Source organism: Photobacterium frigidiphilum, assembly GCF_003025615.1.
Taxonomy (GTDB): domain Bacteria; phylum Pseudomonadota; class Gammaproteobacteria; order Enterobacterales; family Vibrionaceae; genus Photobacterium; species Photobacterium frigidiphilum.
In genome coordinates, this window is record NZ_PYMJ01000010.1 from 129428 (window position 1) to 153269 (window position 23842).

19 protein-coding genes are annotated in these 23842 nt (G+C 41.0%); 10 read left to right on the forward strand and 9 right to left on the reverse strand.

The window, feature by feature from the left end; all coding sequences use genetic code 11:
* Positions 1–124: 124 nt before the first annotated feature.
* Positions 125–871 (forward strand): molybdopterin-synthase adenylyltransferase MoeB, encoded by a 747-nt coding sequence (moeB, locus tag C9J12_RS12280; protein ID WP_107242980.1) that lies wholly within the window; start codon positions 125–127, stop codon positions 869–871.
* Positions 872–972: 101 nt separating this feature from the next.
* Here moeB and C9J12_RS12285 read toward each other — a convergent pair whose 3' ends face one another.
* The 4 genes from C9J12_RS12285 to C9J12_RS12300 form a co-directional block, all read right to left on the reverse strand.
* Positions 973–2181, reverse strand: a complete 1209-nt coding sequence (locus tag C9J12_RS12285; protein WP_107242981.1) for a NupC/NupG family nucleoside CNT transporter — start codon at positions 2179–2181, stop codon at positions 973–975.
* A 309-nt stretch (positions 2182–2490) separates the two neighbouring features.
* Positions 2491–3741, reverse strand: coding sequence for a PGAP1-like alpha/beta domain-containing protein (locus C9J12_RS12290; protein WP_107242982.1), 1251 nt, complete (start codon positions 3739–3741; stop codon positions 2491–2493).
* Between the two features lie 277 nt (positions 3742–4018).
* The gene (locus tag C9J12_RS12295; RefSeq protein ID WP_193944661.1) at positions 4019–5641 is read right to left on the reverse strand and encodes a peptide ABC transporter substrate-binding protein; all 1623 of its coding nucleotides are present in this window, start codon (positions 5639–5641) and stop codon (positions 4019–4021) included.
* Positions 5642–6265: 624 nt separating this feature from the next.
* The gene (locus C9J12_RS12300) at positions 6266–7174 is read right to left on the reverse strand and encodes a LysR family transcriptional regulator (protein WP_107242984.1); all 909 of its coding nucleotides are present in this window, start codon (positions 7172–7174) and stop codon (positions 6266–6268) included.
* Between the two features lie 115 nt (positions 7175–7289).
* Here C9J12_RS12300 and C9J12_RS12305 point away from each other — a divergent pair, with 115 nt between their 5' ends.
* The gene (locus tag C9J12_RS12305; protein WP_107242985.1) at positions 7290–7853 is read left to right on the forward strand and encodes an NAD(P)H-dependent oxidoreductase; all 564 of its coding nucleotides are present in this window, start codon (positions 7290–7292) and stop codon (positions 7851–7853) included.
* Between the two features lie 83 nt (positions 7854–7936).
* Positions 7937–8674: an SDR family NAD(P)-dependent oxidoreductase gene (locus C9J12_RS12310; protein ID WP_107242986.1), complete on the forward strand. Its 738-nt coding sequence runs from the start codon at positions 7937–7939 to the stop codon at positions 8672–8674.
* 344 nt (positions 8675–9018) lie between these two features.
* Here C9J12_RS12310 and C9J12_RS31090 read toward each other — a convergent pair whose 3' ends face one another.
* From C9J12_RS31090 to C9J12_RS12320, 3 genes are all read right to left on the reverse strand, one after another.
* Complete coding sequence (locus C9J12_RS31090) at positions 9019–9477, reverse strand: hypothetical protein (protein ID WP_227876343.1); 459 nt, start codon at positions 9475–9477, stop codon at positions 9019–9021.
* On the reverse strand, positions 9474–9995 hold the full coding sequence (locus tag C9J12_RS31095; protein WP_227876344.1) for a hypothetical protein: 522 nt from the start codon (positions 9993–9995) through the stop codon (positions 9474–9476). The genes C9J12_RS31090 and C9J12_RS31095 overlap by 4 nt, the downstream gene beginning before the upstream one ends.
* A 236-nt stretch (positions 9996–10231) precedes the next feature.
* On the reverse strand, positions 10232–11074 hold the full coding sequence (locus tag C9J12_RS12320) for a CvfB family protein (protein WP_107242987.1): 843 nt from the start codon (positions 11072–11074) through the stop codon (positions 10232–10234).
* A 277-nt stretch (positions 11075–11351) separates the two neighbouring features.
* Between C9J12_RS12320 and C9J12_RS12325 the strand changes: the two genes are divergently transcribed.
* The 3 genes from C9J12_RS12325 to C9J12_RS12335 all read left to right on the forward strand — a co-directional run bounded on the left by C9J12_RS12325 (position 11352) and on the right by C9J12_RS12335 (position 16410).
* The gene (locus C9J12_RS12325; RefSeq protein WP_011218717.1) at positions 11352–12713 is read left to right on the forward strand and encodes a hypothetical protein; all 1362 of its coding nucleotides are present in this window, start codon (positions 11352–11354) and stop codon (positions 12711–12713) included.
* Between the two features lie 166 nt (positions 12714–12879).
* Positions 12880–13932, forward strand: coding sequence for a DUF2860 domain-containing protein (locus tag C9J12_RS12330; RefSeq protein WP_107242988.1), 1053 nt, complete (start codon positions 12880–12882; stop codon positions 13930–13932).
* Positions 13933–14316: 384 nt separating this feature from the next.
* Complete coding sequence (locus C9J12_RS12335) at positions 14317–16410, forward strand: methyl-accepting chemotaxis protein (protein ID WP_107242989.1); 2094 nt, start codon at positions 14317–14319, stop codon at positions 16408–16410.
* Positions 16411–16589: 179 nt separating this feature from the next.
* On the opposite strand, the gene C9J12_RS12340 is transcribed toward C9J12_RS12335, so the two are convergent.
* A complete protein-coding gene (locus C9J12_RS12340) occupies positions 16590–16934 on the reverse strand; it encodes a hypothetical protein (protein WP_006232038.1) in 345 nt (114 codons plus the stop codon).
* Positions 16935–17202: 268 nt separating this feature from the next.
* Here C9J12_RS12340 and C9J12_RS12345 point away from each other — a divergent pair, with 268 nt between their 5' ends.
* A complete protein-coding gene (locus C9J12_RS12345; RefSeq protein ID WP_107242990.1) occupies positions 17203–18732 on the forward strand; it encodes a protein adenylyltransferase SelO in 1530 nt (509 codons plus the stop codon).
* 278 nt (positions 18733–19010) lie between these two features.
* Positions 19011–20027, forward strand: a complete 1017-nt coding sequence (locus tag C9J12_RS12350) for an acyltransferase (protein ID WP_107242991.1) — start codon at positions 19011–19013, stop codon at positions 20025–20027.
* Positions 20028–20462: 435 nt separating this feature from the next.
* Here C9J12_RS12350 and C9J12_RS12355 read toward each other — a convergent pair whose 3' ends face one another.
* The gene (locus C9J12_RS12355) at positions 20463–21353 is read right to left on the reverse strand and encodes a putative PEP-binding protein (RefSeq protein ID WP_107242992.1); all 891 of its coding nucleotides are present in this window, start codon (positions 21351–21353) and stop codon (positions 20463–20465) included.
* Positions 21354–22008: 655 nt separating this feature from the next.
* Between C9J12_RS12355 and C9J12_RS12360 the strand changes: the two genes are divergently transcribed.
* A complete protein-coding gene (locus tag C9J12_RS12360; RefSeq protein ID WP_107242993.1) occupies positions 22009–23064 on the forward strand; it encodes a 3-deoxy-7-phosphoheptulonate synthase in 1056 nt (351 codons plus the stop codon).
* 251 nt (positions 23065–23315) lie between these two features.
* Positions 23316–23801 (forward strand): YajQ family cyclic di-GMP-binding protein, encoded by a 486-nt coding sequence (locus C9J12_RS12365; protein WP_107242994.1) that lies wholly within the window; start codon positions 23316–23318, stop codon positions 23799–23801.
* The last annotated feature ends 41 nt before the right edge of the window (positions 23802–23842 follow it).

The following is a 23842-nucleotide window of genomic DNA, read 5'->3' on the forward strand; positions in this document are numbered from 1 at the left end:
TAAGCATTTAAAGACTAAGGTTCGATGTACTGGCATCTGCTTAAATACACGAATCAAAGAAGCGGGATATCATTGATATCTCGTTTTTCGCACCCCCTTCACTCTCACAGAACAGGAATATATTGTGGCAGAACTGTCTGATGCAGAAATGCTTCGTTATAACCGCCAGATCATTCTTCGCCAATTCGATTTTGACGGACAAGAAGCATTAAAAGACGCTTCCATGCTTATTTTAGGGGCTGGCGGCTTAGGTTGTGCCTCCACACAATACCTAGCAGCAGCAGGTGTGGGTAAGCTGACTTTGATTGATGATGATAAGGTTGAGGTGTCAAACTTACAGCGTCAGGTATTACATAACGATAATACAGTTGGTCAGTTAAAAGTTGAATCAGCGAAACAAGCGTTAACCACCATCAATCCTTACACAAGCATTGATACGATTGCACAACGCCTAAGTGACGATGAATTGTTACCGCTTATTCAACAACACACGATTGTGCTTGATTGCAGCGACAATGTTGAAACACGTAATCAATTAAACCGTTTATGCCACCAAACGAAAACACCGTTAATATCAGGTGCTGCGATTCGTATGGAAGGTCAAATTAGCGTGTATACCTATCAAGATAACGAACCATGCTACCAATGCTTGAGTGCCCTATTCGGTCAACAAACATTAAGCTGCGTAGAAGCTGGCATTATGTCACCTGTGGTCGGTATTGTGGGTGCCGTACAGGCTATGGAAGCCATTAAAGTAGTGGCAAACATGGGAACAACATTAACAGGTAAGATTTTAATGTTAGATGCCATGTCAATGAGCTGGCGAGAAATGAAATTAGGTAAACAAGCTAACTGTTCAGTTTGTGGCTAGAACTATTTAGGTTCGGTTAATCGCCCAGAAAATACAAAAAAGCGCATATCTTCAAACGAAGACTGCGCTTTTTTTAGTTTGCCGTTACTAGGTGTATAAACCTAAAGCAATAGAATGATACTAACGATAGCCGCACTCATTAGGTTAGCTAATACGCCAGCCATGACTGCACGAATACCATATTCAGCGATAAACGGACGACGTTCAGGAATCAAACTGCCCATACCGCCAATCAGAATAGCTAGCGTTGTTACGTTGGCAAAACCACATAGTGCAAATGTCACCACAACAACACTGTGTTCTTGCATCGTGTCTTTTAAGCTCATTAGGTCGATAAATGCCACAAACTCATTCATAACGACTTTCTGGCCAATCAATGATCCCGCAGTGACAGCATCAACCCAAGGCACACCAATAAGCAACGCAATAGGTGCGAATAAATAGCCAATGATTAATTCAAAACTTAAATTTTCGATACCAAAATAGGCACCTGCGTCACCCAGCATGCCATTTAATAGTGCAATTACGCTGATAAATGCCAGTAATGTTGCACCAATTGTGACAGCCATACGCATACCCGACATTGCGCCGTCGGCAAGTGCTTCAACAATATTCGTTGCTCGAGGAATAACAACAGAAGAAATCTCGTCGTCTTGTAGCTTATCAACCGATGGCGGTACAATCATCTTCGACATTAATAAGCCAGCAGGTGCAGACATGAACGAAGCTGCAATAAGGTACTGAAGGTCGACACCAACGGCTGCATAACCCACCATGGTACTACCCGCAACAGATGCCATGCCACATGTCATCACGGCAAAAAGTTGGGAATCATCCATCTTCTTTAAGTAAGGTTTGATTACCAACGGTACTTCAGACATGCCAACGAAAATATTGGCTGTCGCAGAAAGCGATTCTGCTCTACCCGTGCCAAGTACACGTTGTAGAGCCCCACCCAACACATCGATCACTTTTTGCATAATACCAATATGGTACAGCATCGAAATAAGAGCAGAGAAAAAGACAATAATACCTAGCACGTTAACCGCAAATACAAAACCAACGCTGCCTGTTGCTAAGCCACCAAAAAGAAATGATAGCCCTTCATTACCGTAATCTGTCACATAAGTAACGCCACCAGCAATGGCTTGAAGCGCCGATTTACCCGCAGGCACATATAAAACCAATAATGCAAAAAGTACTTGGAGCAGAAAGGCGACTGACACCATTTTCAATGGAATTCTTTTTCTATCAACCGAAATTAGCCACGCAAGAAAAAGCAGAACAATAATACCAAAAATTGCAATCATGGTTTAAACCAGAATGTAAATTCAAAAAGGACGCGCATTGTACCGCCCTACAATTAGTGATCAACCTCACCTTATGAATGCAAACATGTGAAAAATCTAAACTTAATAATGATTGGAAATTAATTCCCTTATTATCAATACGTTAAATTCAAAAAAGAAATTCCCCCGGATGATTTTTTCAGAAAAACTTATGTATTAAAATAAAAATTAATGCTGTTAGCGTATTTTTTCAACAGCTTACTGCTAGAAATTCACACAGAACGTTATCGTTTGCTTTTTATCTGGATAAAGTTACAGAGGTTTCACTAATTAACTCAACCACTCTTCTAGCTGTTGGGTAACAGCGGGATCACTTAGCAATTGCATATGATTCATGCCATAGAAAATTTTCTGTGACGTATCAGCAAACGATAAATGATGATCTTCGACTTTATGGATACCCAAAGCGCTGTGAAGTGGAACAAGCCCATCCCCTATTAATCTATCAGCTAAAAGGCTTCTTTCGCTGGCAGTTGTAGCAGCAACAGTAAAACAAGCAATCTGGGGCGGTAACGGCACACTCAATCGTTCGTCATCATGGTTACCAAAGCGTTCTTGCCCTTGCCAATCCTCATCAATAATATAACCGTAACGCAAATCGGTGATCCCTGAACTGCGAAGATTGCTAAGCCTGTTGAAGGGGGCGGTATAAGGGATTGCACTTAATATTGCGCCAAGTTTATTTCCAGCACGCTCCAGCGGTGCTCCATGATGTGGCGTACCAAGAAAAACAATATTTTTAATCACATTTGGCCAGTGCTTTGATTGCTGAAAACCATAATGAACGGCACTGCGTGTTAATAGACCTCCCATGCTATGAGCAACCACTGTCAGCTCTTCTATTTCAACAGGCCAATTATCGACTAACTGTTCAAGCAGCTCAGACAACTCTCTTCCATTTAGTGAAACATGGAGGCCAGTATTGTATCGAAGATAAACAGGGGTATAGCCTAGCGTAGATGATAGTTGCTCACCATGATTGACCTCCGTCCCTTCATACTCACCACACCATTGGCGATCATTCATGCACAAACCATGGATCATCAACAATATTTTATTCTTCGCTTGTGGAATAACAAGTGCTTGTTCTTCATCATTCCAACTTAAAACTTGCTGCTGATGGTAAAAGGTCATCGGGATTGCTAATTGGTTATTTGACTCAACGAGCTGATCACCCATAATCCCATTTAATGCAGACAAAACCGCCGTACGTTCATTGGTTTCTGTTTTATCTTTATCTAAAGTGTCAAACCAAGGCTGTTGTTTCTCAAGTACCTTATCTACACCGCTTCCCAATAATTGGGTTACGCCATAAATACTGTTATAAACGAGGCCTGTAATACCTCTTGTACGACCGGGTTCTTTACCTCCAGGCATTCCCAATGTATTCCATACAGATTGGTGAACACCTTCAGCAATGCGGGTTACATTCATGGTTGCCTGCGTAGCCAACTGCCCCATTCCGCGAAGATCAGAAGCACGCACATGCTTAAATCGTTTTTTTGACGTTTGTATAACCATTCATGAACCCCTTTCGTCTATTGTTTACATAGCACGTGTTTATATAGCGCATGTGTACATAGAGCGTCAGTTTAAATAGAGCGTCGTATAAGCGAGTAACTCATACCGAACAAGCTACACCGAATAAGCTACTGAGTTCATAGTGAATGATTACGTGCTAATTGTGAACCGCTTATTTCTCACAATAACTTATTTATCATAATAAAAAGCAGAGCACGGTATTACTGGTTTGTAATACGAATAGTGCTCTGCTTTTATTTTGATCAATCTATATTATTTATTGAGTCACATACAGATCACGAGTGAAGCGCCCTTCTGATGCATTCGTTTTCGAATAGCCACCCACTTTCGTTTGCTTCAATACAGAACGAGTATAAAAATATAACGGCACCGCTGGCATCTCGTCTGCAAATACTTCTTCTGCCTGCTGGTAATAATCATTACGTTTGCTATCTGTTGGAGCTTGAATAGCTAGCTTCATCGCCTCATCGTAATTAACATTGCTCCATCTTGCGTAGTTCATACCTGTACTTTCAAAGTATGATAAAAACGTTGATGCTTCGTTGTAATCACCTACCCACGCATAACGTGCAACATCAAAATCACGCTGAGATAGTTTTTGTAAAAATGTTTTCCATTCTTGGTTTGCTAGCTCAACTTCAACGCCTAAACTTTTCTTCCACATCGAAGATACAACAATTGCCAATTTCTTATGTGATTCACTGGTGTTGTAAACCAACTCGAACTTAAGTGGGTTCTTTTTATCAAACCCAGCTTCTTTTAATAGCGCTTGAGCTTTCTTGGTACGTTCTTTCTGGCTCATGGTTTCCCATGCAAGCTTCGGTGCTTCAAAACCAGACACTGAAGGTGGGGTTACACCATAGGCCGGAATTTGACCTTGCCCTAGAATGATGTCGGTTACAATATCGCGATCGATAGCATAGGCTAACGCTTTACGCACTCGCACATCATCAAACGGCTTTTTATTAATATTGAATAAATAATAATACGTACCCAACGATGGCATTGTTAATAGCTCGTCAGGGCGTTGCTTTTTAATCGCATTGTATTGCTCTAAAGGAAATGACGAGGTGATATCAATTTCACCAGTACGGAAGCGGTTATATTCTGCGGTTAAATCTTGAATTGGCAGGTAAGTAACTTTGGTTACTTGTGTTTTTTCATTGTTCCAATACGCTGGGCTCTTTTCCAACACGATACGTTCGTTCAATACCCACTTGCTTAACTTATAAGCACTGCTTGTGACGATATTCTCTGGCTTCGTCCATGCGTCACCGTATTTTTCGATCGCAGCTTGGTAAACAGGATAAGTGGATTCATGTACTAACATTTTAGCAAAATACGGCACGGGTTTCGTTAGCGTAATTTGAAGCGTTTTATCATCGAGCGCTTTCACACCTAGCTGATCTGTCGATAACTCGCCTTTGTTGATTTCATCGGCATTCACAATATTTGCCATTGTGTAATACCAGGCATAAGGTGCAGCGGTTGCAGGGTCGATCACACGCTGAAAGCTATATTCAAAATCTTTCGCTGTTATCGGCTGGCCATTCGACCACTTCGCCCCTTCACGTAAATGGAAGGTATACACTTTTCCATCTTCTGACTCTTCCCAACTTGTGGCTAAAGCAGGCACAATATTGCCCGCAGTATCTTGAGTCACTAACCCCTCAAACATATCTTGAATAACACGAGAGCTCGCCGTATCTGATGAATACGCGGGATCCAGCGTTGGCACTTCATCGCCATTACCACGAACGATCTCTTGAACCTTTGCTAACGTAACCCCAGCAGGTACATCTGCAGCTGAAACGGGGGCAATAACCAACGGTGCCGCAACCATAAGAGCAACCATTGCCGCTAACTTAGATTTCTTGATGCCTTGCATATCAAATCCTTTTAATCATGGGTACCAATCTAAATAACTCTCTGATTATTTATTCAGAGTGGCATTAGAAAACACAAAACACATACAACACGTACTTCCATCTCGCGTTTTTTGTTTTGTCTAAATGCAATTATTTGCTCATCAAGAATACTCTTGGAGGAATAGTTTCATAGCAATAAAATGATAAAAATGAGGGATATATGGCAGTAGTCACAAAAAAACACAGATAACATAAAAATTAGATAAAAGTTAGAAAACCCTTATTGGGTAAGGGCTGAGAACCCATAATCTAACTTTTATCTGAAAATCTAAGTTTTCGCCTATTTAGAATCTAATTTTTGGTCTCTTAGACCAAAAATTAAATCGAGTAATAAAGCCCAATTTATCTAACTTTTTATTTGTCGGAAGCCAATATAGTTTGATCACTTTTTAACTCATTTCTGGACATAAACGAGTTACGAAGCTCTGAATATTCAGAGCTTTCGGATAACCTTTTCTATTCCAAATTACGTGAATTCCCTTCTAGTATTTGGCCAAACTCACTAACCTACTACAAATTTAATGTCATCAGTTTAGAAGCTCAAAAAGAAGCCTAAAATATAAATTCATTTAATCTTAAACACCTTTGCGCTCAGGCTCGTCATTTTTTAAGTGCTCTATAAGCAGCCTAAGCGGTAGCATCGACTTATACTCCTTAGGAAAATACATATTCATGCTTGGTAATGTGGTTAAGTGATCCGATAAAACCTCAATTAACGCACCGCTTGCTAAGGCGTCGGTGCAGTAATCCCGAAACGTAAAGGTCAATCCTAGTCCCTGAAGTGCTTGATCGATTGTCGCTGTGGATGAATTGGTAATTAAATTGCCATGTGCTTTTACGGGATAAGCTCCATCGTCACCTTCAAATATCCAAGGGGCTAATTGTCCTGAACTAGGGAAGCGATAACGCAAGCAATTATGATTTAGTAGCTCACTTGGCTCTTGTGGAATGCCATATTTTTCAAGATATTCTGGGCTGGCAACAACAGTTGTTTTCAAGGGGGCGCTCAGATTTATCGCAACCATATCTTCTGAAATCAATCCGCCTATTCGAAAGCCAGCATGTAAGCCTTCATCAAGGATATCGGTCAAGGTATCGGTTATTGATAACTCCACCTCTATCTCTGGATATCTCTTTTGGAAACCAGCAAGTTTGTTTCGCACTAATAGGAAATAAGCAAACTCAGGTATCGCAAGTTTTAGTGAGCCTCGCTCCGCATGTCCTGCCGTTTTTGCACTGTATAAACCTTCGTCGAGTTGCTCAAAAGCAGGGCCTGTTCGCCTTACTAGCGCTCGTCCGGCCTCGGTCAGGCTGATTGAACGAGTGGTTCTAATAAATAGCGCAGTGCCTAGTTGTTCTTCAAGCTTTTTTAACTGGTGGCTTACTGTTGAGGGTTTAACGCCAAGGTCTTGTGCTGCACCACGCAAGCTTTTGTGGCTGGCAATGGCATTGAATATTTCCAGTGTAGCTAAGGGTAGACGCATTGTTAGATTTCATTCACTAGTGAGATGGATAATCGGTGTATTGTTAATATTAGTGATGTTAATTAAAGTTAGCAACAACAAAACGACATATAGATCATCAACAGAGGCTTGACTTATGAACACACTTGTGCTTACAGCTCACCCAGATCTTTCTACCTCAACGGCTAACCGAAAGTGGTTTGAAGCTCTGTCAGACATTGAAGGGATCGTTACTCGTAATTTAACTTCCGTAGCTGGGGCTGAAATGCATTTTACCCCCTCTGTTGAGCAAGCACTTCTTGAACAGGCCGACCGCATTGTGATGCAGTTCCCGTTCTATTGGTACTCTTCACCGCCTGTGCTAAAGGCTTGGATTGATCAGGTATTACTGTTTGGTTTTGCCTACGGTCAAGGTGGCGACAAGTTGCAGGGTAAAGAGTTAATCCTTGCTATCACTACAGGAGGCCCGGCTGAGAGCTTCCAAGCAGGCTCGTTTAATCGCTTTAGCATGAATGAATTTCTGACTCCCTTTGAGCAGACAGCAAGTATGGTCGGTATGAATTATCTGCCACCGTTTGTGCTTCATAGTGCAATGAGTCGGGACAAAACCAAACTAGAAGCTAGCATTGCTGAGCTAATCTCTCATGTAACAAAACCTCGTATTGAGTTCCACAATAAAGAGCTTATTAAAGCGTTTTAACAAAAGAGCAAACACACAACTGACAATTATCTATTGCACTTTGTAAAAGATAACAGCCAATTATTTTAGATTAGGAGAATGAAATGGAAAATTTTGAAAAGAAAGTCGTATTAATCACAGGTGGTGGAACGGGTATAGGTAAAGCGACTGCATCTGCTTTTATCGCTAAAGGTGCAACGGTAATCATTACTGGTCGTAGATTGGCAGTACTTGAACAAACAGCTCAAGAATTAGGGGAGCAGTCTTATGCAATTGCTGGTGATGTTAGTAAAACTGGAGAGCCTAGCCGAATTATTGAAGAAGTGATTAGCAAATTTGGACGATTGGATGTGCTAGTTAACAATGCAGGAACGGGTAGCATGGGATCACTTTCTCAAACGACTGATGAGGTTATCGAAAGTATTTACCGTACTAACGTGTTTGCACCTTTAGCTCTTATTCGTGAAGCAACAATTCACCTTGCTGAAAGTAAAGGTACGGTGATCAATATTTCTTCAGTTGCAGCAAGCGCAATGATGCCTGGTGTTGCAGCTTATGCTTCTTCAAAAGCAGCGGTGGAACATGCCACTCGATTACTTGCAGCAGAGCTTGGCCCAATGGGTATTAGAGTTAACGCCGTTGCGCCAGGCCTTACAGACACAGATATCACCGAAGAAGTTAAAGCAAACGAACAAATGTTGGGGATGATCATTGCGCAAACACCGATGGGACGCTTAGGAGAACCAGAAGATGTCGCAAATGCAGTAATTTTACTGGCTGAAAGCCGCGCTGGTTGGGTCACAGGACAATGTGTTCAAGCTAGTGGTGGTTATTTACTGTAACGAATATCAGAGATATTTTTATCTATGCTAGCTCCTATATTAATATCTATTGAAATAAGAAGCCTAGATAAAGGTGTCTACTCTTGGAAAATTTAATGTTTAGTTTTAATCATATCAATGAAAAACAGTATGAGAAAAGTGTAGTGGTACGGTAAATTTGGCCACCTAGTTAGAGGTGATATCATCACCTCATAAATCAGCCCCTTCATCTAATAAGTTCATCATCACTTCGGGTATCTGATTTTTAGTTGGATTTCCCTCATAGTGGGTTAAGTACAACTGAGTTGTACTTATAGCTTGATGTCCCGCTTCATTTTTCACTAAAACCATAGCTTACATAGCCGTTAATCCATTAAAGATTCAAGCTTGTAGGCAATAAACGTACACCGACAATCATGAAACTCATGATTGAAATGCGGGTTACTGTTCTCTCTAATCGCAGTTCTTAGCCGACTCCATAAGGTATTAAGCGTATCTGATTTCTTCTCAGGTACTTTGAAGGGATTTCCTTCCTTTGTGATAAAGGCTGGCGCATTATCATCACCATGAAGCATGTAATACAGGGCTTTTCGTTCTTTATATCGGTCTGTTGTATGATAATCACTAACCTCTTTCATCAACCAGACAGGCATGGAAATCGTGCGATTGGTGGAACGTTTAGTGCGGCAATTATGGGCTGGCCCAATCTTGATTTCAGTGAATATTTTACCTTTAAAGCCCTTTGGAACAACAAAATACTCTGGCTTTAAATCAGTCACCTCAATCGCTCTAACACCTGATGTTAACAAGGTTGCCACTATCATTCTAAATTCTTGAAAGAGTCCCGCTTGATACCTTTCACATGTTGCAAGTCCAAGCCATTCAGCGGCTCAAGCTGTGTTTCTTGTGTTGGGCTTTGAATAGAACAATCAGATATCATCTGTCCATATTTTGTGTACCCAACAACCTCAAATGGAAGTTCATCAATATAGCCATGACGTTTAAATTGTCGAATCGTAGACATGGTTGACGCACCCACGGTTCGACGCATCTTGCCTTCAGTAATCTGCTTATCCAAATAGCCCCTAAATAAAAAAATGGGATAACGCTGATACTCTTGGTTTTCATCATTCCACTGAAGCTTGTTCGCTGCCAAAAACCTGAAATAGCTCAACAGACGGTAGGAAGTCGTATCGGTATCTTTTAACTGCTCAACAATCCGTCGATTCAAAGTAAAAGCATTGGCGTAGAACTCAGGCTTTCCCTCACTAGAGAAAAGCAGCTTCACACCTTTAAACTGCATGGGCTTGTCTACGGTATATGTAGGCTCTACACCAGACACATCAGCCTCTACATCACCTATTTCAATTTACTCACTTGTTTGCACTAAATGGTAATATTGTCCCATTAGACTCACCAATCAAATAATCTAGTTTTAAGTTAGATTGTTAATCTAACTTTTTCAATAAAAAGACTAACAAATGTCAGTCTAAATAGATTACTTTTAGGTTGTGTCTACTGTAAAAAAAGCCGATGATAATCATCGGCTTTTTTGGGGGGGTGATATTTTCAGACTAACTAGTCGTTGTCTTTAAGCTGAATACCTTCACGAGTAATTTCAATCAGACCTTGCTTATATAAGCCACCGATTGTTTTCTTGAACGTTGCTTTACTTGTACGGAACGCTTCGAAAATTTCATCTGGTGATGATTTATCGCTTAATGGCATAAAACCACCCTTACGTTCTAGCGACTTCAATACTTTCTCTGACAAATCGTCAACTTTTCCACGGCCTGCTTTCTGCAGTGATAAGCTGATTTTACCGTCTGGACGCAGTTCTTTCACAAATGCTTTCAGTTTCTTGCCAACAAACAGTTTACCGAAAGATTCTGTTTTGAAGATAAGACCCGAATGCTCATTTTCAATTGCTACTTTGTAGCCAAGGTCGGTAATTTCTATAATAACTACCTTCACTTCTTGATCAACGGTGTAATCCGCCGGCGTGTTATCAAGGAAACGGTTAAACTTCGTTGAGCCAACGATACGACCCGATGCTTTATCGGTATAAACGCGAAGCATCACGTTGTCGCCTTCTTCCAGTTTACGGCGTTGCTCACTGAATGGAACCAACAGGTCTTTAACCAAACCCCAATCAACAAATGCACCAAAGCTACTAACGCCTACAACACGTAGCTTAGCGAACTCACCCACCTGAACCAGTGGTTCTGTCGTGGTTGCAATGATGTCATCTTGCGAATCAAAATAGATAAAAACGTTCAGCTCATCACCCAGTTGCGTGCCGGCTGGAACAGAATTCTTTGGCAAAAGAATATTACCAATGTCTTCACCACCATATAGAAACACGCCAAAATCAACTAGCTTGACGACTTCTAATGTGTTGTATTGTCCAATCTTAATCATGAATCCGACACTCTCTGAGTAAATAATAGTGATACATTTCGTAAAGCTAAGTCACAAACAGCGAGACATTACGCTATATACGAGTATCAATACGAACTTTGGTCGCGCATTATACGTGATGTTAGTTCAGCTTGCCTGACCTATCTTCGGTTATTTGACTAAATTTCATGCTGTTGACACAAATCAATGCAAAATCAGCTAATAATACCCGCTTAAATACTCTAAAATTATAACCGTAAACATCAAATAACAACCTGCATAGAGGCATATAAACGAAGTGATCACTGTCGAAAGAAAAGATGGGCATAAACTAAAGATTTCCCATGTCATCCAGGAAACAACTAATCGACAGCTTGATATGTATATTTTCGTTCCTGGTGAACTTGGCTTACATTCCAATATCGTTACCGAGGATGAATTTTATCACAATGCTATTCACGGAAAACGTACTTACTACAGTGATATTAACCACCTACCGCTAGTACACAGTCGACTCGCCAGCCGAGGTAAACTATCAAGTGAACAGTATCGTTTAAGTTTGAGTTTGTACGCCTATCAGTATGCGCTTGCGCTCGAGAAATCAGCTCAGCAATTATTGGATGATAAACAAGAACGCGATTTAGAAGAAGTTGCAGAAGTCGCCCAACTTTGTGTGCGCATTCTTAAGCGTTTACGTAGAAGTCGACCTACGGATAAAAAGCTACTGAAATACTACGAAAATATCGATAATTACTTATCATGGTTTACCGAACAACGTTGCCTTGCATTAGTTGCACACCTACCTCGCAGCAAAGAATACCCAGAAATAAAGGAAATGCTGCTAGAGACCTGCAAAACAGAATCAGAGCACCGTACTAAGCACGACTACAACTCAACAAAAGCAATGCAAGATCAAACGCGTATGTCTAACAAGATGCGTTTACTGCGTCGCTTGATTGAATACCCAGTAACAATGAAAGAAAAAACCATTGAACTGGGTAAAAATACCAAGAAAATTGTGACTGGTTTGGCTGCGGGTATCGTGATGATTTTCGTTACAATAATGCTGATTAAAGCGCGCGGTTTCTTAGGTGATATTACAGCCTCTTTCATCTTGGTACTGTCTTTGATCTATGCGGCTCGTGAAGTATTTAAAGACGATTTGAAAATAATGCTATGGCGCCTACTGCGTAAAGGCAAAGCAAAGTGGCGTAAGCAATTCTTCGATGCAAACACGGGCCACCTAACAGGTCGACAGCTTGAATGGCTGGAATATACCAACTACGACGCATTGGAAGGCGACATTAAAAGGGTGCGTAAACACCAAGTGTCGCAACGTGAAGAAACAATATTGCATTACAAAAGTACCACTCGTATGTCACCCACTAAGTTTTTAAGTGGTTATGAGCAAACACGTGAATCAATCATGCTTGATCTACGCGTGTTAACCAGCTTAATGGAGAAAGGGTCACAGCGAATCTATCAACTCAGTGATGGGCAGGTTACCAAGGAGTCGGTTGAAAAACGTCACTTAATCAATCTGATCACCAAAGAGACAGATGAAGATGATACGGTACGTATTCAGCGATGGAAGATCATCATGAACCGTTCTCGCATTGTTGATGTGGAAGTCATGGAGACGGTCACACCTGAAAAATAATATCACACTGTGTAATGTGGATTAATCGAGACTCAATCTGTCAGTTTAAGAATCAGTATGTGACCTAAACTGACAGGCTTCACCACATCTATTAATCTTCTGATCTAGCCTAGCTGGAAAGCTTTTAGTGTATTTCTTATCATTAATAAAACTCCAGACAGGAAATATGACTATTGTTGATATTAATATTGATTGGCCAATGAGATTTTCTATGCGTTACCTGAGTTTTCTTGTCTTCAGCACTACCATGGTATCATCCGCTTACGCTATGAAGCCAATTCCCCCGCAAAGTGGCTTCAGTGGTTTTATCAATCTCGGAGCCGGTGTTACCAGCGTCGAGTCCAACACGCTGGCAAAGTTCGGCGGTGTCGACCTCGGTAACAAAAGCATCGACACTCTCACTAGCTCACCTGATAGTGAAACTTCCGGTCTACCTGTACTAGGTCTGGAGATCGCCTACACTTTTGCCAGCACCCGTACCCAGATATTTTTTGGTAACCAACTTGAAGACTATATCCGCTTCGATTTTGCCGCTCGCGCTGGTGTGCGGCAAGAAATAGGTAATGCTGGTGTAATCGGTGTTAGCTTTTTGCAAACTCCACTTGCGACCGAAATGTGGGAAGATCCCTTTGTCACCGGCACCAATCGTACAAACACCGATCGTACCAGCAACGGCTATCGACTCATCTGGGATAAAATATACGGAACCGGACTAGAGCTTCGCTACTCTGCACGGGAAGTTGATATCGATAAGGAACGAAGTGGTGAAGATCTGGGATTGTCTGCTGCCGATCGCGCTCTGCTGGATCGTAACGGCGATAGAAATCGTTTCTCTGTTCAATACACTTTTAACAGGGACGAGAATAAACATAGAATTACCCCTGCAATAGCCTATATAGATCAAGATCTCGACGGCGACGCCGTAGCCTATGATGGACTGTCTTTTAATGTAAACTATATTTACTCAGTTAATCGCTGGAAATTTGTCACCAATGCCAGTTATGCAACTCTGGAATACGATGAAGCCAATCCTGTTTACAGTAAAAAAGCAGACAGTAATCGATACGGTCTCAGCTTTACAGCCTTCTATAACAAACCTTTTGGTTGGGAAGGCTGGCTGGCCAATGCTGGTGTGGTCTGGTTTGAAGAAGATAGTGATATTAACTTCTATGATTCGTCAGTAAACCTAGCAAGCATTGGGATGTTATACCTGTTTTAATGACGGTATTTAAAGGCTGGCACTCGTAAATTAAAATATCATCTTGCACGACAAGATGGTTAAGTGTGCCTATCCTATTTTGTTATGCCTGTTTATGGTCATAAAGCCATAGTCATGACCGTTCTGCACGAATGATGTACCTGCCTTTTGAATATCGTCCAGTTAGCCTGTCATCACTCGATTTACCCCAGTAGCGTTCTCGCCGTAACAAAGTTTTGTTGAAGACATTAACAATTCATTCATTATCTTTAATGAATAAATATATCTACACATCTTCTGTTTTTATCTTTGCTTTATAATTCCTCCGGTTCCAAAAATAACTATTTTTATAATAAATCTAACCATTTTCTATTTTTCTTTTTTATATTAACGAGGGAGCAGCACGTGTTTGCATCTATTAAAACGCGCATTGCAGTCAGCTCTGGCGTAGCAATGATATTCACGCTTGCCATTGCAATGTGGTTTACCACGCAATCATTCACTTCCGTTCAGCAGCAAATTACCAACCGTGTTACTGAACAATTAAAAACAGCAACAGACAATAACCTCATAGCTGCAGCTAACGAGCAAAGCAACACGCTAAATAACCAACTGGCTCCGGTTTTGGCCAATCTTGACCAATTACGTACCATGCTCGAATTAACGGCATCACAACAAGGCAGCGCCGATCTTTTAGTTCAACAGTTTATTGCTAGCCTTAAAAATCAAAACAAAAGTGTTTTTGCCGGTTACATGGTATGGGAATCATCACCTTGGGCTGCACCAGTCACGCAAGAAGGCCTTGCTTCATTAAATAAAGCGGGTTACCTAGCCCCATTTTTTTCCCCTACCTCGGCTGGTGGCTTTGAACCCACAGCAATGGATTCCTTCCAAAACCAATCGCTTAATAGCAATGGAGAACGTATTGACGAGTGGCATCTCGCGCCGTATGAAACAGGCAATACGTTTGTTATGGAACCGTATTATTACGACGTGCGTGGCAACAAAGAGCTGATCACTACTATCAGCAAACCATTAAAAGTTAACGGAAAAATCGTTGGTTCATTAGGTTTTGACTGGTCGTTGGCTGAATTTCAAGGCCAAAGCCAACAACTTGCTAGCGAGCTGTATGACGGCCAAGGCGACATCATGATTACCTCATGGCAAGGTAATGTGATGGCGCACAGCAAAGCACCTGCCGATGTGGGTAAGGCTGTTTCTGGTGATATTTCACAACGTTGGGGCGACATTCAACAGCTCGCCTTAAGTAACAATCAAACACTGCTGACGATCGGTAACGACATCATGGCCGTATCATCAGTTAATACCACAGGCAAACCATGGATTGTGTTGGTATCGATTCCTTCTAACGTGTTAACCAAAGACGTGAATGCTTTCACCGATTGGAGCACAGAGCAAAACGACCAAGCCATCACAAACGGTGTGTTGGCGGGCTTATTCGCAGCCGTCGTGGGTATTGTGGCCATGATTTTATTGGCAAATAACATCGGTACAATCATGATGCAGTTAGTTGATCGCATGCGTGATATTGCCGAAGGTGAAGGCGATTTAACCCGCCGTATTGAAATTCACAGCAAAGACGAAACGGGTCAGCTCGCGCACTGGTTCAATACGTTCGTAGCACGTATGCAAGAAACCCTGCGTCACGCGACCGAAACCGCGGAAGCCGTGGATCGCAATGCCGTTGCTGGCACCGAAAAAGCAGATGATGCGAAAACGAAACTGGCGATACAGTTGGCTGAAGTGAACTCATTAGCCACCGCGATGAATGAAATGAGTGCCACAGCCAATGAAGTGGCAAGCTCTGCTGTTCAGGCCGCCACCGCTGCGAGTCAGGTGCAAGTGAGTAGCCAAGAAGGCATTGCGAAAATGGATTACGCCGCCTGTTCAGTCACCGAATTAGCAGAACGCATTAACAATGCGCAAGCGCAAATTCAAAACTTGGCAGAATCCAGTGCTGCGATTCAGAATATCTTGTCTGAAATTGGCGGTATTGCAGATCAAACCAATTTACTCGCTCTTAATGCCGCGATTGAAGCTGCCCGTGCAGGTGAATTTGGCCGTGGCTTTGCCGTCGTTGCCGACGAAGTTCGTAGCTTGGCAAATCGCACACAAGGATCAACCGAAGAAATCCGTGGCATGTTATCTCGCCTCGAAAGCGAAACCCAATCAATCGTGATCTTGATGGCCGAGAGTCAACAACAAGCTCTCTCAACCCGTACCGAAACAGATTCAGCTCAAGCTGCATTAGAAGAAATCAATGCAGCAATTAACGTGGTCAACGACATGAACAACCAGATTGCATCTGCCGCAGAAGAGCAAAGTTTGGTCACCGAAGAGATCAACCGCAACGTAGTGATCATCAACGAAACCGCCAATGATGTGGTGGATAGCATGAATGCATCGTCTATCTTGTCGGAACAATTGGCTGACACGGCAACTACATTGCGTACGGAGCTAAATCAGTTTCGTACATAATCACAGCCTTACGTATATTCGATAACGCATAATATCAAAAGCTGCCGAGATTCCCCTCTGGTGGCTTTTTTTCGACATTAAATTCAATAACAACGTAACAAAATAACGGGAAGAAACCTGACTATACCAGCGTAATCAGGTTTAATTTTTCATATCGGAACAGCTTTAAATATGGCTAACTAGTGTTTGAAAGTATTCGTTTCAGTTTCGCTAGTTGCAGTAAGATCACCAGCAGGATTAATGAGGTGAGGCAAAATCTTAGGTAAATTTAGCTCGATATCTTTATCTTCCACTGAACTAATGACCTCGTTATACCAACCAAGCAAGCCTAGTACAGCATAGCCAATCGCATCATCACTTTCGCGGTGCTCAATAATTATCTGTAGAAACCGTAAGATAGCCTTATCATTTGATTTAGCTTGCTTTAAGGTTTCTTGAAAGATATCTGTTGCCTCAGCAATTACACCTTCATATTCAGTATCAATCGCAACTTTAAAAGATCCACCATCAACGGAAATTTTCATATCAATTTAGCCTATTATTCTAATTGGTGTGAATATTATCGAATAAACTACAACTTGTCGCTAAGCTCCCTCAAAAACACGCTTAAAATGGTTATATCTAAGTGGATAATAACCATCGAGTACATAATATTTAGCTCATCATAGAAAGGCTTCGTTCTTACTTAGCTTGTAATACCCCTACTTTTTGTCTCTTGTTACTCTGCATTAACTTGTTACTCTTTAAGAAGAGTAACTCGATATCATCATGCTTTTGATAAGTGAGCAGTCAATGAAAACCCTGTCCCAACTTGTGTTCAACAATACTTACAGTGAATTACCAACGACCTTTGGTACAGCTGTAATACCTCAGCCGCTATCAGACCCTTTTTTGGTAAGCGTTAATCCACAAGTTGCTGAAATGCTTGAGTTAGACCCGCTAGAAGCAAAAACACGTCTCTTTATTAACTCCTTTACTGGCAATAAAGAGTTAGCAGGTACAGCACCGCTAGCAATGAAATATACAGGGCATCAGTTTGGACATTACAATCCTGACCTTGGGGATGGTCGTGGCTTGTTGTTGGGTGAAGTATTAACATCAACGAATGCTAAATGGGATATTCATTTAAAAGGCTCAGGTAAAACGCCCTACTCTCGCCAAGGTGATGGTCGTGCGGTATTACGTTCGAGTATTCGCGAATACCTAGGCAGTGCAGCACTTAACGGGCTGGGCATTAAAACCACTCACGCGTTGGCACTGTTAGGCAGTACAACACTGGTTTCTCGCGAGAAAATGGAACGTGGTGCTACCTTAATCCGTGTGGCTGAAAGCCATTTACGTTTTGGTCATTTCGAGTATTTGTTTTATACCCACCAGCACAGCGAACTTAAACTGCTTGCAGACTATTTAATAAAACATCACTTTCCCGATCTGCTTACCACTGAAAGTGAGCAAGAAGATAAACAAACTGCATCACCTAATCAGCACCATAATATCTATGCCAGCATGTTGACGCGTATTGTGGAATTAACAGCCCAGTTAATTGCAGGGTGGCAGTCGGTCGGTTTTGCACACGGTGTAATGAATACCGACAACATGTCGGTATTAGGGCTCACTTTTGATTATGGTCCTTTTGGTTTCCTTGATGATTATAATCCCGACTACATTTGTAACCATTCCGATTACAGTGGTCGCTACGCGTTTAATCAACAGCCTTCCATTGCTTTATGGAACTTGTCAGCATTGGGTTATGCACTCACACCGTTGATCGACAAGGAAGATGTTGATGCAATATTGAATCGTTATCACCTCACACTACAGCGTGATTACAGCGCAAGAATGCGTAATAAATTAGGATTAATCGAAAAACGAGAAGAAGATACCGTGCTCTTTTCGAGTCTGTTTGAGCTACTTCAATCACAAATGGTGGATTACACGCTTTTCTTCAGAACGCTATCGAGTATTTCAGCTACTGCTTTATCTGTGACTTCATTACCTAATAGCATTGAACGTTTTGACGATTTATTCACGTGTACCCAACCACTAGAAAAATGGCTAAAGGCATACGCTGTTCGGCTAAGTTTTGAAAAAGACGGCGATACATTACGCTTAACGCAGATGAAGCGGCATAATCCAAAGTACATATTACGAAACTACCTTGCTCAGCAAGCTATTGATAAAGCGGAAGATGGTGATTTCACCATGATAGATGAGTTATTACAGGTGCTATCATCTCCCTTCGACGAACATCTTGAATTTCATCAATTTGCAGATAAGCCGCCATACTGGGGGAAAAAACTGGAGATTAGCTGCTCGTCGTAACACTTGCGCACACAGAACAATAACGTTTCCTGTCACAGTTAGTAACCATGAAATCACTGTATGTAATGGTTACTAACATAAGAATCACTAGATAAATGATTTAGCCATATTATATGTGCGACACGCTTCACGCTTCATAAACTCCCTCGCGTAAATATGAAAATTATTGCTATCGCTCTATTTACAACAATTCCCTGCCTGTTAAATTCCCTACCCAATTTGAAAAACGTCACAACACAACTTTGGTGATGTTAAATGCGAATCGATAAGTAGATACTATGAAACAAATCTCTAGCTTTGAATGGGGACGAATAATTGCCCTATTTGCCGTTATCGCAATTCATGCAAAACCATTCATGACAATGCCAATCATTGATGATTTACCATGGGTCGGTTTACTCGTTAACCAGATAAGTCGGTTTGCTGTACCTTTGTTTTTCATTTTAGCGGGTTTTCTTGTTCAACCTCGATTAATAGCAGCCCCTTTTCAAGCGCTTAAGCACTACAGTTTTCCGTTACTCAAGGTGTGGGCGGCATGGAGTATTATTTATCTACTAATCCCGTTTAACTTACAAACGGTAGCTGAAAAAGGATATTTAGCCGAACGTACAGGCTATTGGAATTACTTAATGCAGAACCCTCTAAACACACTGTTTGAGGGTGGATTAGTGCATTTATGGTACATTCCAGCATTACTGAGTGCCGTAGCAATACTGGCAACGTTAATCTCTATTAAACAAGAAAAGTATATTCTTCCTATAGCCTTAGCACTTTATGTCTTTGGGTTAATTGCTGGCAGTTATGAGCCAATTTTTGGTATTGAATCACCTTTATTAACGCGCAATGGTCCTTTCTTTAGTACCTTAATTGTTGCGCTTGGTTTTGAAATTCGTCGGCATAAGCTAACAATCTCGCAGCCTATCGCTCTGTCGCTGTTATTAGGGGGAATGTCACTGCACTTAGCTGAAGCATATTTCTTTATGTCTAGAGGGATAGATTTTAATATTCATGACTTCTTAGTCGGTACACCAATTTGGGTGCTAGGTATTTTCTTTTTGCTTCAAGCTAACCCGACATTTGGCGACTGCCCAAGAGTATCTCGTTGGAGTAAAGATGTACTGGGGGTGTATTTATGTCACCTATTAGTCATTATTTATATTTTGAACATTGCGCGTATGCTCAACATCGACGATCTCATAAGGGATCTCACTATCATTCCTCTTACCTTTATCATCTCGATGATATTGATATGGTTGATTGAGCTAACGCCACTCAAACGTGTATTACTACGTTAACGATTAATCCCGTCTTGTTCGTGTATTGCTCTCGTATGGTTCACTAGCAATAAAAACGGCATCTTGGCTTTATACCCAAGCTACCTCAATATGCAGGATTCAGAGTGATCTCAGCGTATTTAATTCAAGGAAAATGTGTGTAGGAATGGCTTTCCCTTTCAAACACATTTGACACAGAAGTAGATACGCTGAATCACTCCCGAAGGGCGAGTTTTGTTGGGCTCTATGCGGTGTTACTTATTTTCAACGTAGAACGACTAGGTCTATAAATAAGTGCCTTGCCTAGAGCCCAACAAATTCTCGCTGAAACGAGCATCTTGAGGTAACTTGGGTATATATAACTAAAAGCCTTAAAGATGCCGTTTTTCTATGTCTATTTATTCGATGTTATTACTTCAGAAGTATTAACACGGATCTATCGGTTAAATCCGCTGATTACTGACAAATAACCGTATCAACATCATGTTCAAGCAACCAACGCTGTAACTTGGGTGCTTGATGAATGAAATGTGTAACTACATCACAAGGTTTACCTGTATTGGCAGCCGATTTAAGGGCTTGCTGCACTAATGATAAAACCGCTTCATTTTGGTCATCATGCAGATAACTCAGTGAAGCATTACTCTGATCGAGACCCAAAGTGAACTGAGCTAACTGATCAATATCAATCACCATACCATCGAAGTACTGTAAAAATTTATCGGCTAACAATGCATTACCCGGTAATTCACACATAATGTGCACTTTCAAACCATCTGCGCCACGACACAAACCTTGCTCAGCTAATAGATCAATGATGGTTGCAGATTCACTTAACGTACGAACGAACGGAATAACCAATTCAATATTGACCATACCTTCAGCATTACGAGCACGTTTAATAATTTCACACTCAAGTTCAAAGCTACCTCGATGCTTCTTCTCTGCAAAACGAGAAACACCGCGCAAACCAATCAGAGGGTTTATTTCTTTATTTTCTAATTCACTGCCCAGTAACTCACTGCGCGTATGCGAATCTGCCCCTGAAAGTTTTACCTTTAATGGCTTACCCTTCATTTTTTGAGCTGCGCTAACTAACGCGTTTGTCAATTCAGAGACATAGTATTCCGAAGGTGCGCCATGCTCCCCCGCAAGTTCAAGTACTTCCTGTTGCTTTTTGTCGTCCAGCTTATGTGTATTAACGACCGCATAAGGATGAATACCGATAAGTGACTGACTCAAAACATCTAGCGATACTAAGCCAATTGAACACTCCTCGTTCGCTAATTGAGCAGTGTTTGTCAGTAATTCTAAATAATTCAGTTCAGCCTGAGTTTTATTTGTCATAAGGCACCAATACAACCATGTTAAAAAGTGCGCGAGGTGTCGTTATCATCCATTGATGACATCGCCCTCATTTAAGAAGCTTAAGTTTGTCAAAGCCGTTTATAAAACAATGTAAACACAAAACAGCCCTACCTTAATGGCGCATCATCTTCTATAACGTCATCTGAATACTTCCATGAAAACGGTATTAGATACAGCACCATCAAAATAAACCACCAATAATCATGCATTAAACATGCAATCTCAACTTTTGCTCGCTACCTTTTCCCAAGAGGGAAAACATTGCAACAGAAAATAGATAAGTGACTGTTAATCATGTTTCATTGCTTTATTCTGACATTACTGTTTCATGATTAATGTAGCAAGCCTTTAAAATATTAAATTGCAAAAATATTCAAAAAATAAGAATAAAAATTACTCGTACTTATCTTTATGCATGTATTAGCCCTATCTATAGCGACTAATACATCAACCCATTTGGTCATTTTATGTTCATAACTTACTATTGGCTAACAATCCAGCAGGTATTACTAAAAAAACGGCATTCAACAATGAAAAATCTAAGCCATATCACAAGTTTGGTTTATTCCTGATGGCTTTTGGGCTATCTTAACGCGTCGTTATTTTTTGATATACCAAGGTAGGCAAACGTATTATGCCAATGAAAACTGATGAGCTCCGTACCGTTAGCCTAGGGTTAATGCCAACTCCGGCAGAAATTGAAGCTGTCTCTCCTATTACTGACGAAATTGCAGCGCACGTTGCTGATTCTCGCCGTCAAGTTGAAGACATCCTAACCGGTAAGGATTCTCGACTTTTAGTTGTCGTAGGACCATGTTCTGTTCACGATACAGATGCAGCAATGGATTATGCTAAACGCCTTGTTGCTGTTCAGGAACAATACAGAAATGAACTTTGTATTGTTATGCGCACATACTTTGAAAAGCCTCGTACCGTTGTAGGCTGGAAAGGGTTAATTTCAGATCCACACCTTGACGGTAGCTTAGATTTTGTCGCAGGTTTACATAAAGCACGTAAGTTATTAGTGGATGTAAATGCTTTAGGTTTGGCTACTGCTACTGAATTCCTTGATATGATTACAGGACAGTATCTTGCTGACTTAATCACATGGGGAGCAATTGGCGCGCGTACAACTGAGTCTCAAATTCACCGTGAAATGGCTTCAGCCCTTTCTTGTCCTGTTGGTTTCAAAAATGGTACTGACGGAAATATCAAAATAGCCATTGATGCGATTCGTGCAACACGTGAATCTCACCTATTTTGCTCACCAGCGAAAAATGGTCAAATGACGATTTACCGTACAGCAGGTAACCCACACGGTCATGTGATTTTACGTGGTGGCAAAATGCCAAATTACCACCAAGCTGATGTTGAAACATCATGTAATACACTGGCTGAATTTGATTTACCAACACGCCTTGTTGTTGATTTCAGCCACGGTAATTGCCAAAAGCAACACCGTCGTCAACTTGATGTCGCAGCTGATATCTGTACTCAAATTCGTGAAGGCAGCAATTACATTGCGGGTATTATGGCTGAAAGCTTTATTATTGAAGGCAACCAAGCTGTTGTTGCTGGAAAAGAAAAAGAACTTGTCTACGGTCAATCTATTACAGACCCTTGTGTAAACTGGGAAGATACCGTCACTATGCTAGATATGCTTGCTGACGCGATCAAAACACGTAAATAAAATCAGATAAATAGGTACAGTTACTCAAATACTGTATCTATTTTCTGTTAAAATACTGCATTGCCAAAGCTAAACCATTAGATTTAGCAACTAAAACCAAACCAAGGTTTAGTACCAACAACACGTCTAATATAAGGCGATATTAACCCGTTTCATGACAGTGCATTTTTCGTAAAGTGTCATATATACTGTTATTAGGTTGATATACATTGGTTAACTTACCCTTTGACATCACAACTAAGGTTGAACACATGCCATCTTTTGATATTGTTTCTGAAGTCGATTTTGTAGAAGTTCGAAATGCTGTAGATAACTCAGCACGTGAACTAAAAACACGTTTTGATTTTAAAAATGTTGAAGCAAGCATCACGTTTGAAAAAGAAATCGTAAAAATCACGACTGAATCTGACTTCCAGCTAACGCAGCTTGTTTCTATTCTTCGTGGAAACCTGGCTAAACGCGAAGTTGATGCACAATCAATGACGCAAAAAGACACAGTACGTACAGGTAAAGCGTGGGCGTGTAATGTTGAATTCAAGCAAGGCATTGAATCTGACACTGCAAAAAAAGTAGTAAAAACAATTAAAGATGCAAAGCTAAAAGTTCAGGCATCGATTCAAGGTGACAAAGTACGCGTAACCGCTAAAAAGCGTGATGACTTACAAGCAGCAATGGCGTTAGTTCGCAATAATGAAGAATTAGGTCAACCCTTCCAGTTTGATAACTTCCGCGACTAATACTGCGTAAGTACCTAAATAAATATAGCGAGATCGATAAC

Excerpts from the sequence above, each read along its gene's own strand:
- C9J12_RS12285 (WP_107242981.1), bottom strand. The coding sequence starts at position 2,181 with ATGATTGCAATTTTTGGTATTATTGTTCTGCTTTTTCTTGCGTGGCTA.
- C9J12_RS12290 (WP_107242982.1), bottom strand. The coding sequence starts at position 3,741 with ATGGTTATACAAACGTCAAAAAAACGATTTAAGCATGTGCGTGCTTCT.
- C9J12_RS12300 (WP_107242984.1), bottom strand. The coding sequence starts at position 7,174 with ATGCGTCTACCCTTAGCTACACTGGAAATATTCAATGCCATTGCCAGC.
- C9J12_RS12305 (WP_107242985.1), top strand. The coding sequence starts at position 7,290 with ATGAACACACTTGTGCTTACAGCTCACCCAGATCTTTCTACCTCAACG.
- C9J12_RS12310 (WP_107242986.1), top strand. The coding sequence starts at position 7,937 with ATGGAAAATTTTGAAAAGAAAGTCGTATTAATCACAGGTGGTGGAACG.
- C9J12_RS31090 (WP_227876343.1), bottom strand. The coding sequence starts at position 9,477 with ATGATAGTGGCAACCTTGTTAACATCAGGTGTTAGAGCGATTGAGGTG.
- C9J12_RS12320 (WP_107242987.1), bottom strand. The coding sequence starts at position 11,074 with ATGATTAAGATTGGACAATACAACACATTAGAAGTCGTCAAGCTAGTT.
- C9J12_RS12330 (WP_107242988.1), top strand. The coding sequence starts at position 12,880 with ATGACTATTGTTGATATTAATATTGATTGGCCAATGAGATTTTCTATG.
- C9J12_RS12340 (WP_006232038.1), bottom strand. The coding sequence starts at position 16,934 with ATGAAAATTTCCGTTGATGGTGGATCTTTTAAAGTTGCGATTGATACT.
- C9J12_RS12345 (WP_107242990.1), top strand. The coding sequence starts at position 17,203 with ATGAAAACCCTGTCCCAACTTGTGTTCAACAATACTTACAGTGAATTA.
- C9J12_RS12350 (WP_107242991.1), top strand. The coding sequence starts at position 19,011 with ATGAAACAAATCTCTAGCTTTGAATGGGGACGAATAATTGCCCTATTT.
- C9J12_RS12355 (WP_107242992.1), bottom strand. The coding sequence starts at position 21,353 with ATGACAAATAAAACTCAGGCTGAACTGAATTATTTAGAATTACTGACA.
- C9J12_RS12360 (WP_107242993.1), top strand. The coding sequence starts at position 22,009 with ATGCCAATGAAAACTGATGAGCTCCGTACCGTTAGCCTAGGGTTAATG.
- C9J12_RS12365 (WP_107242994.1), top strand. The coding sequence starts at position 23,316 with ATGCCATCTTTTGATATTGTTTCTGAAGTCGATTTTGTAGAAGTTCGA.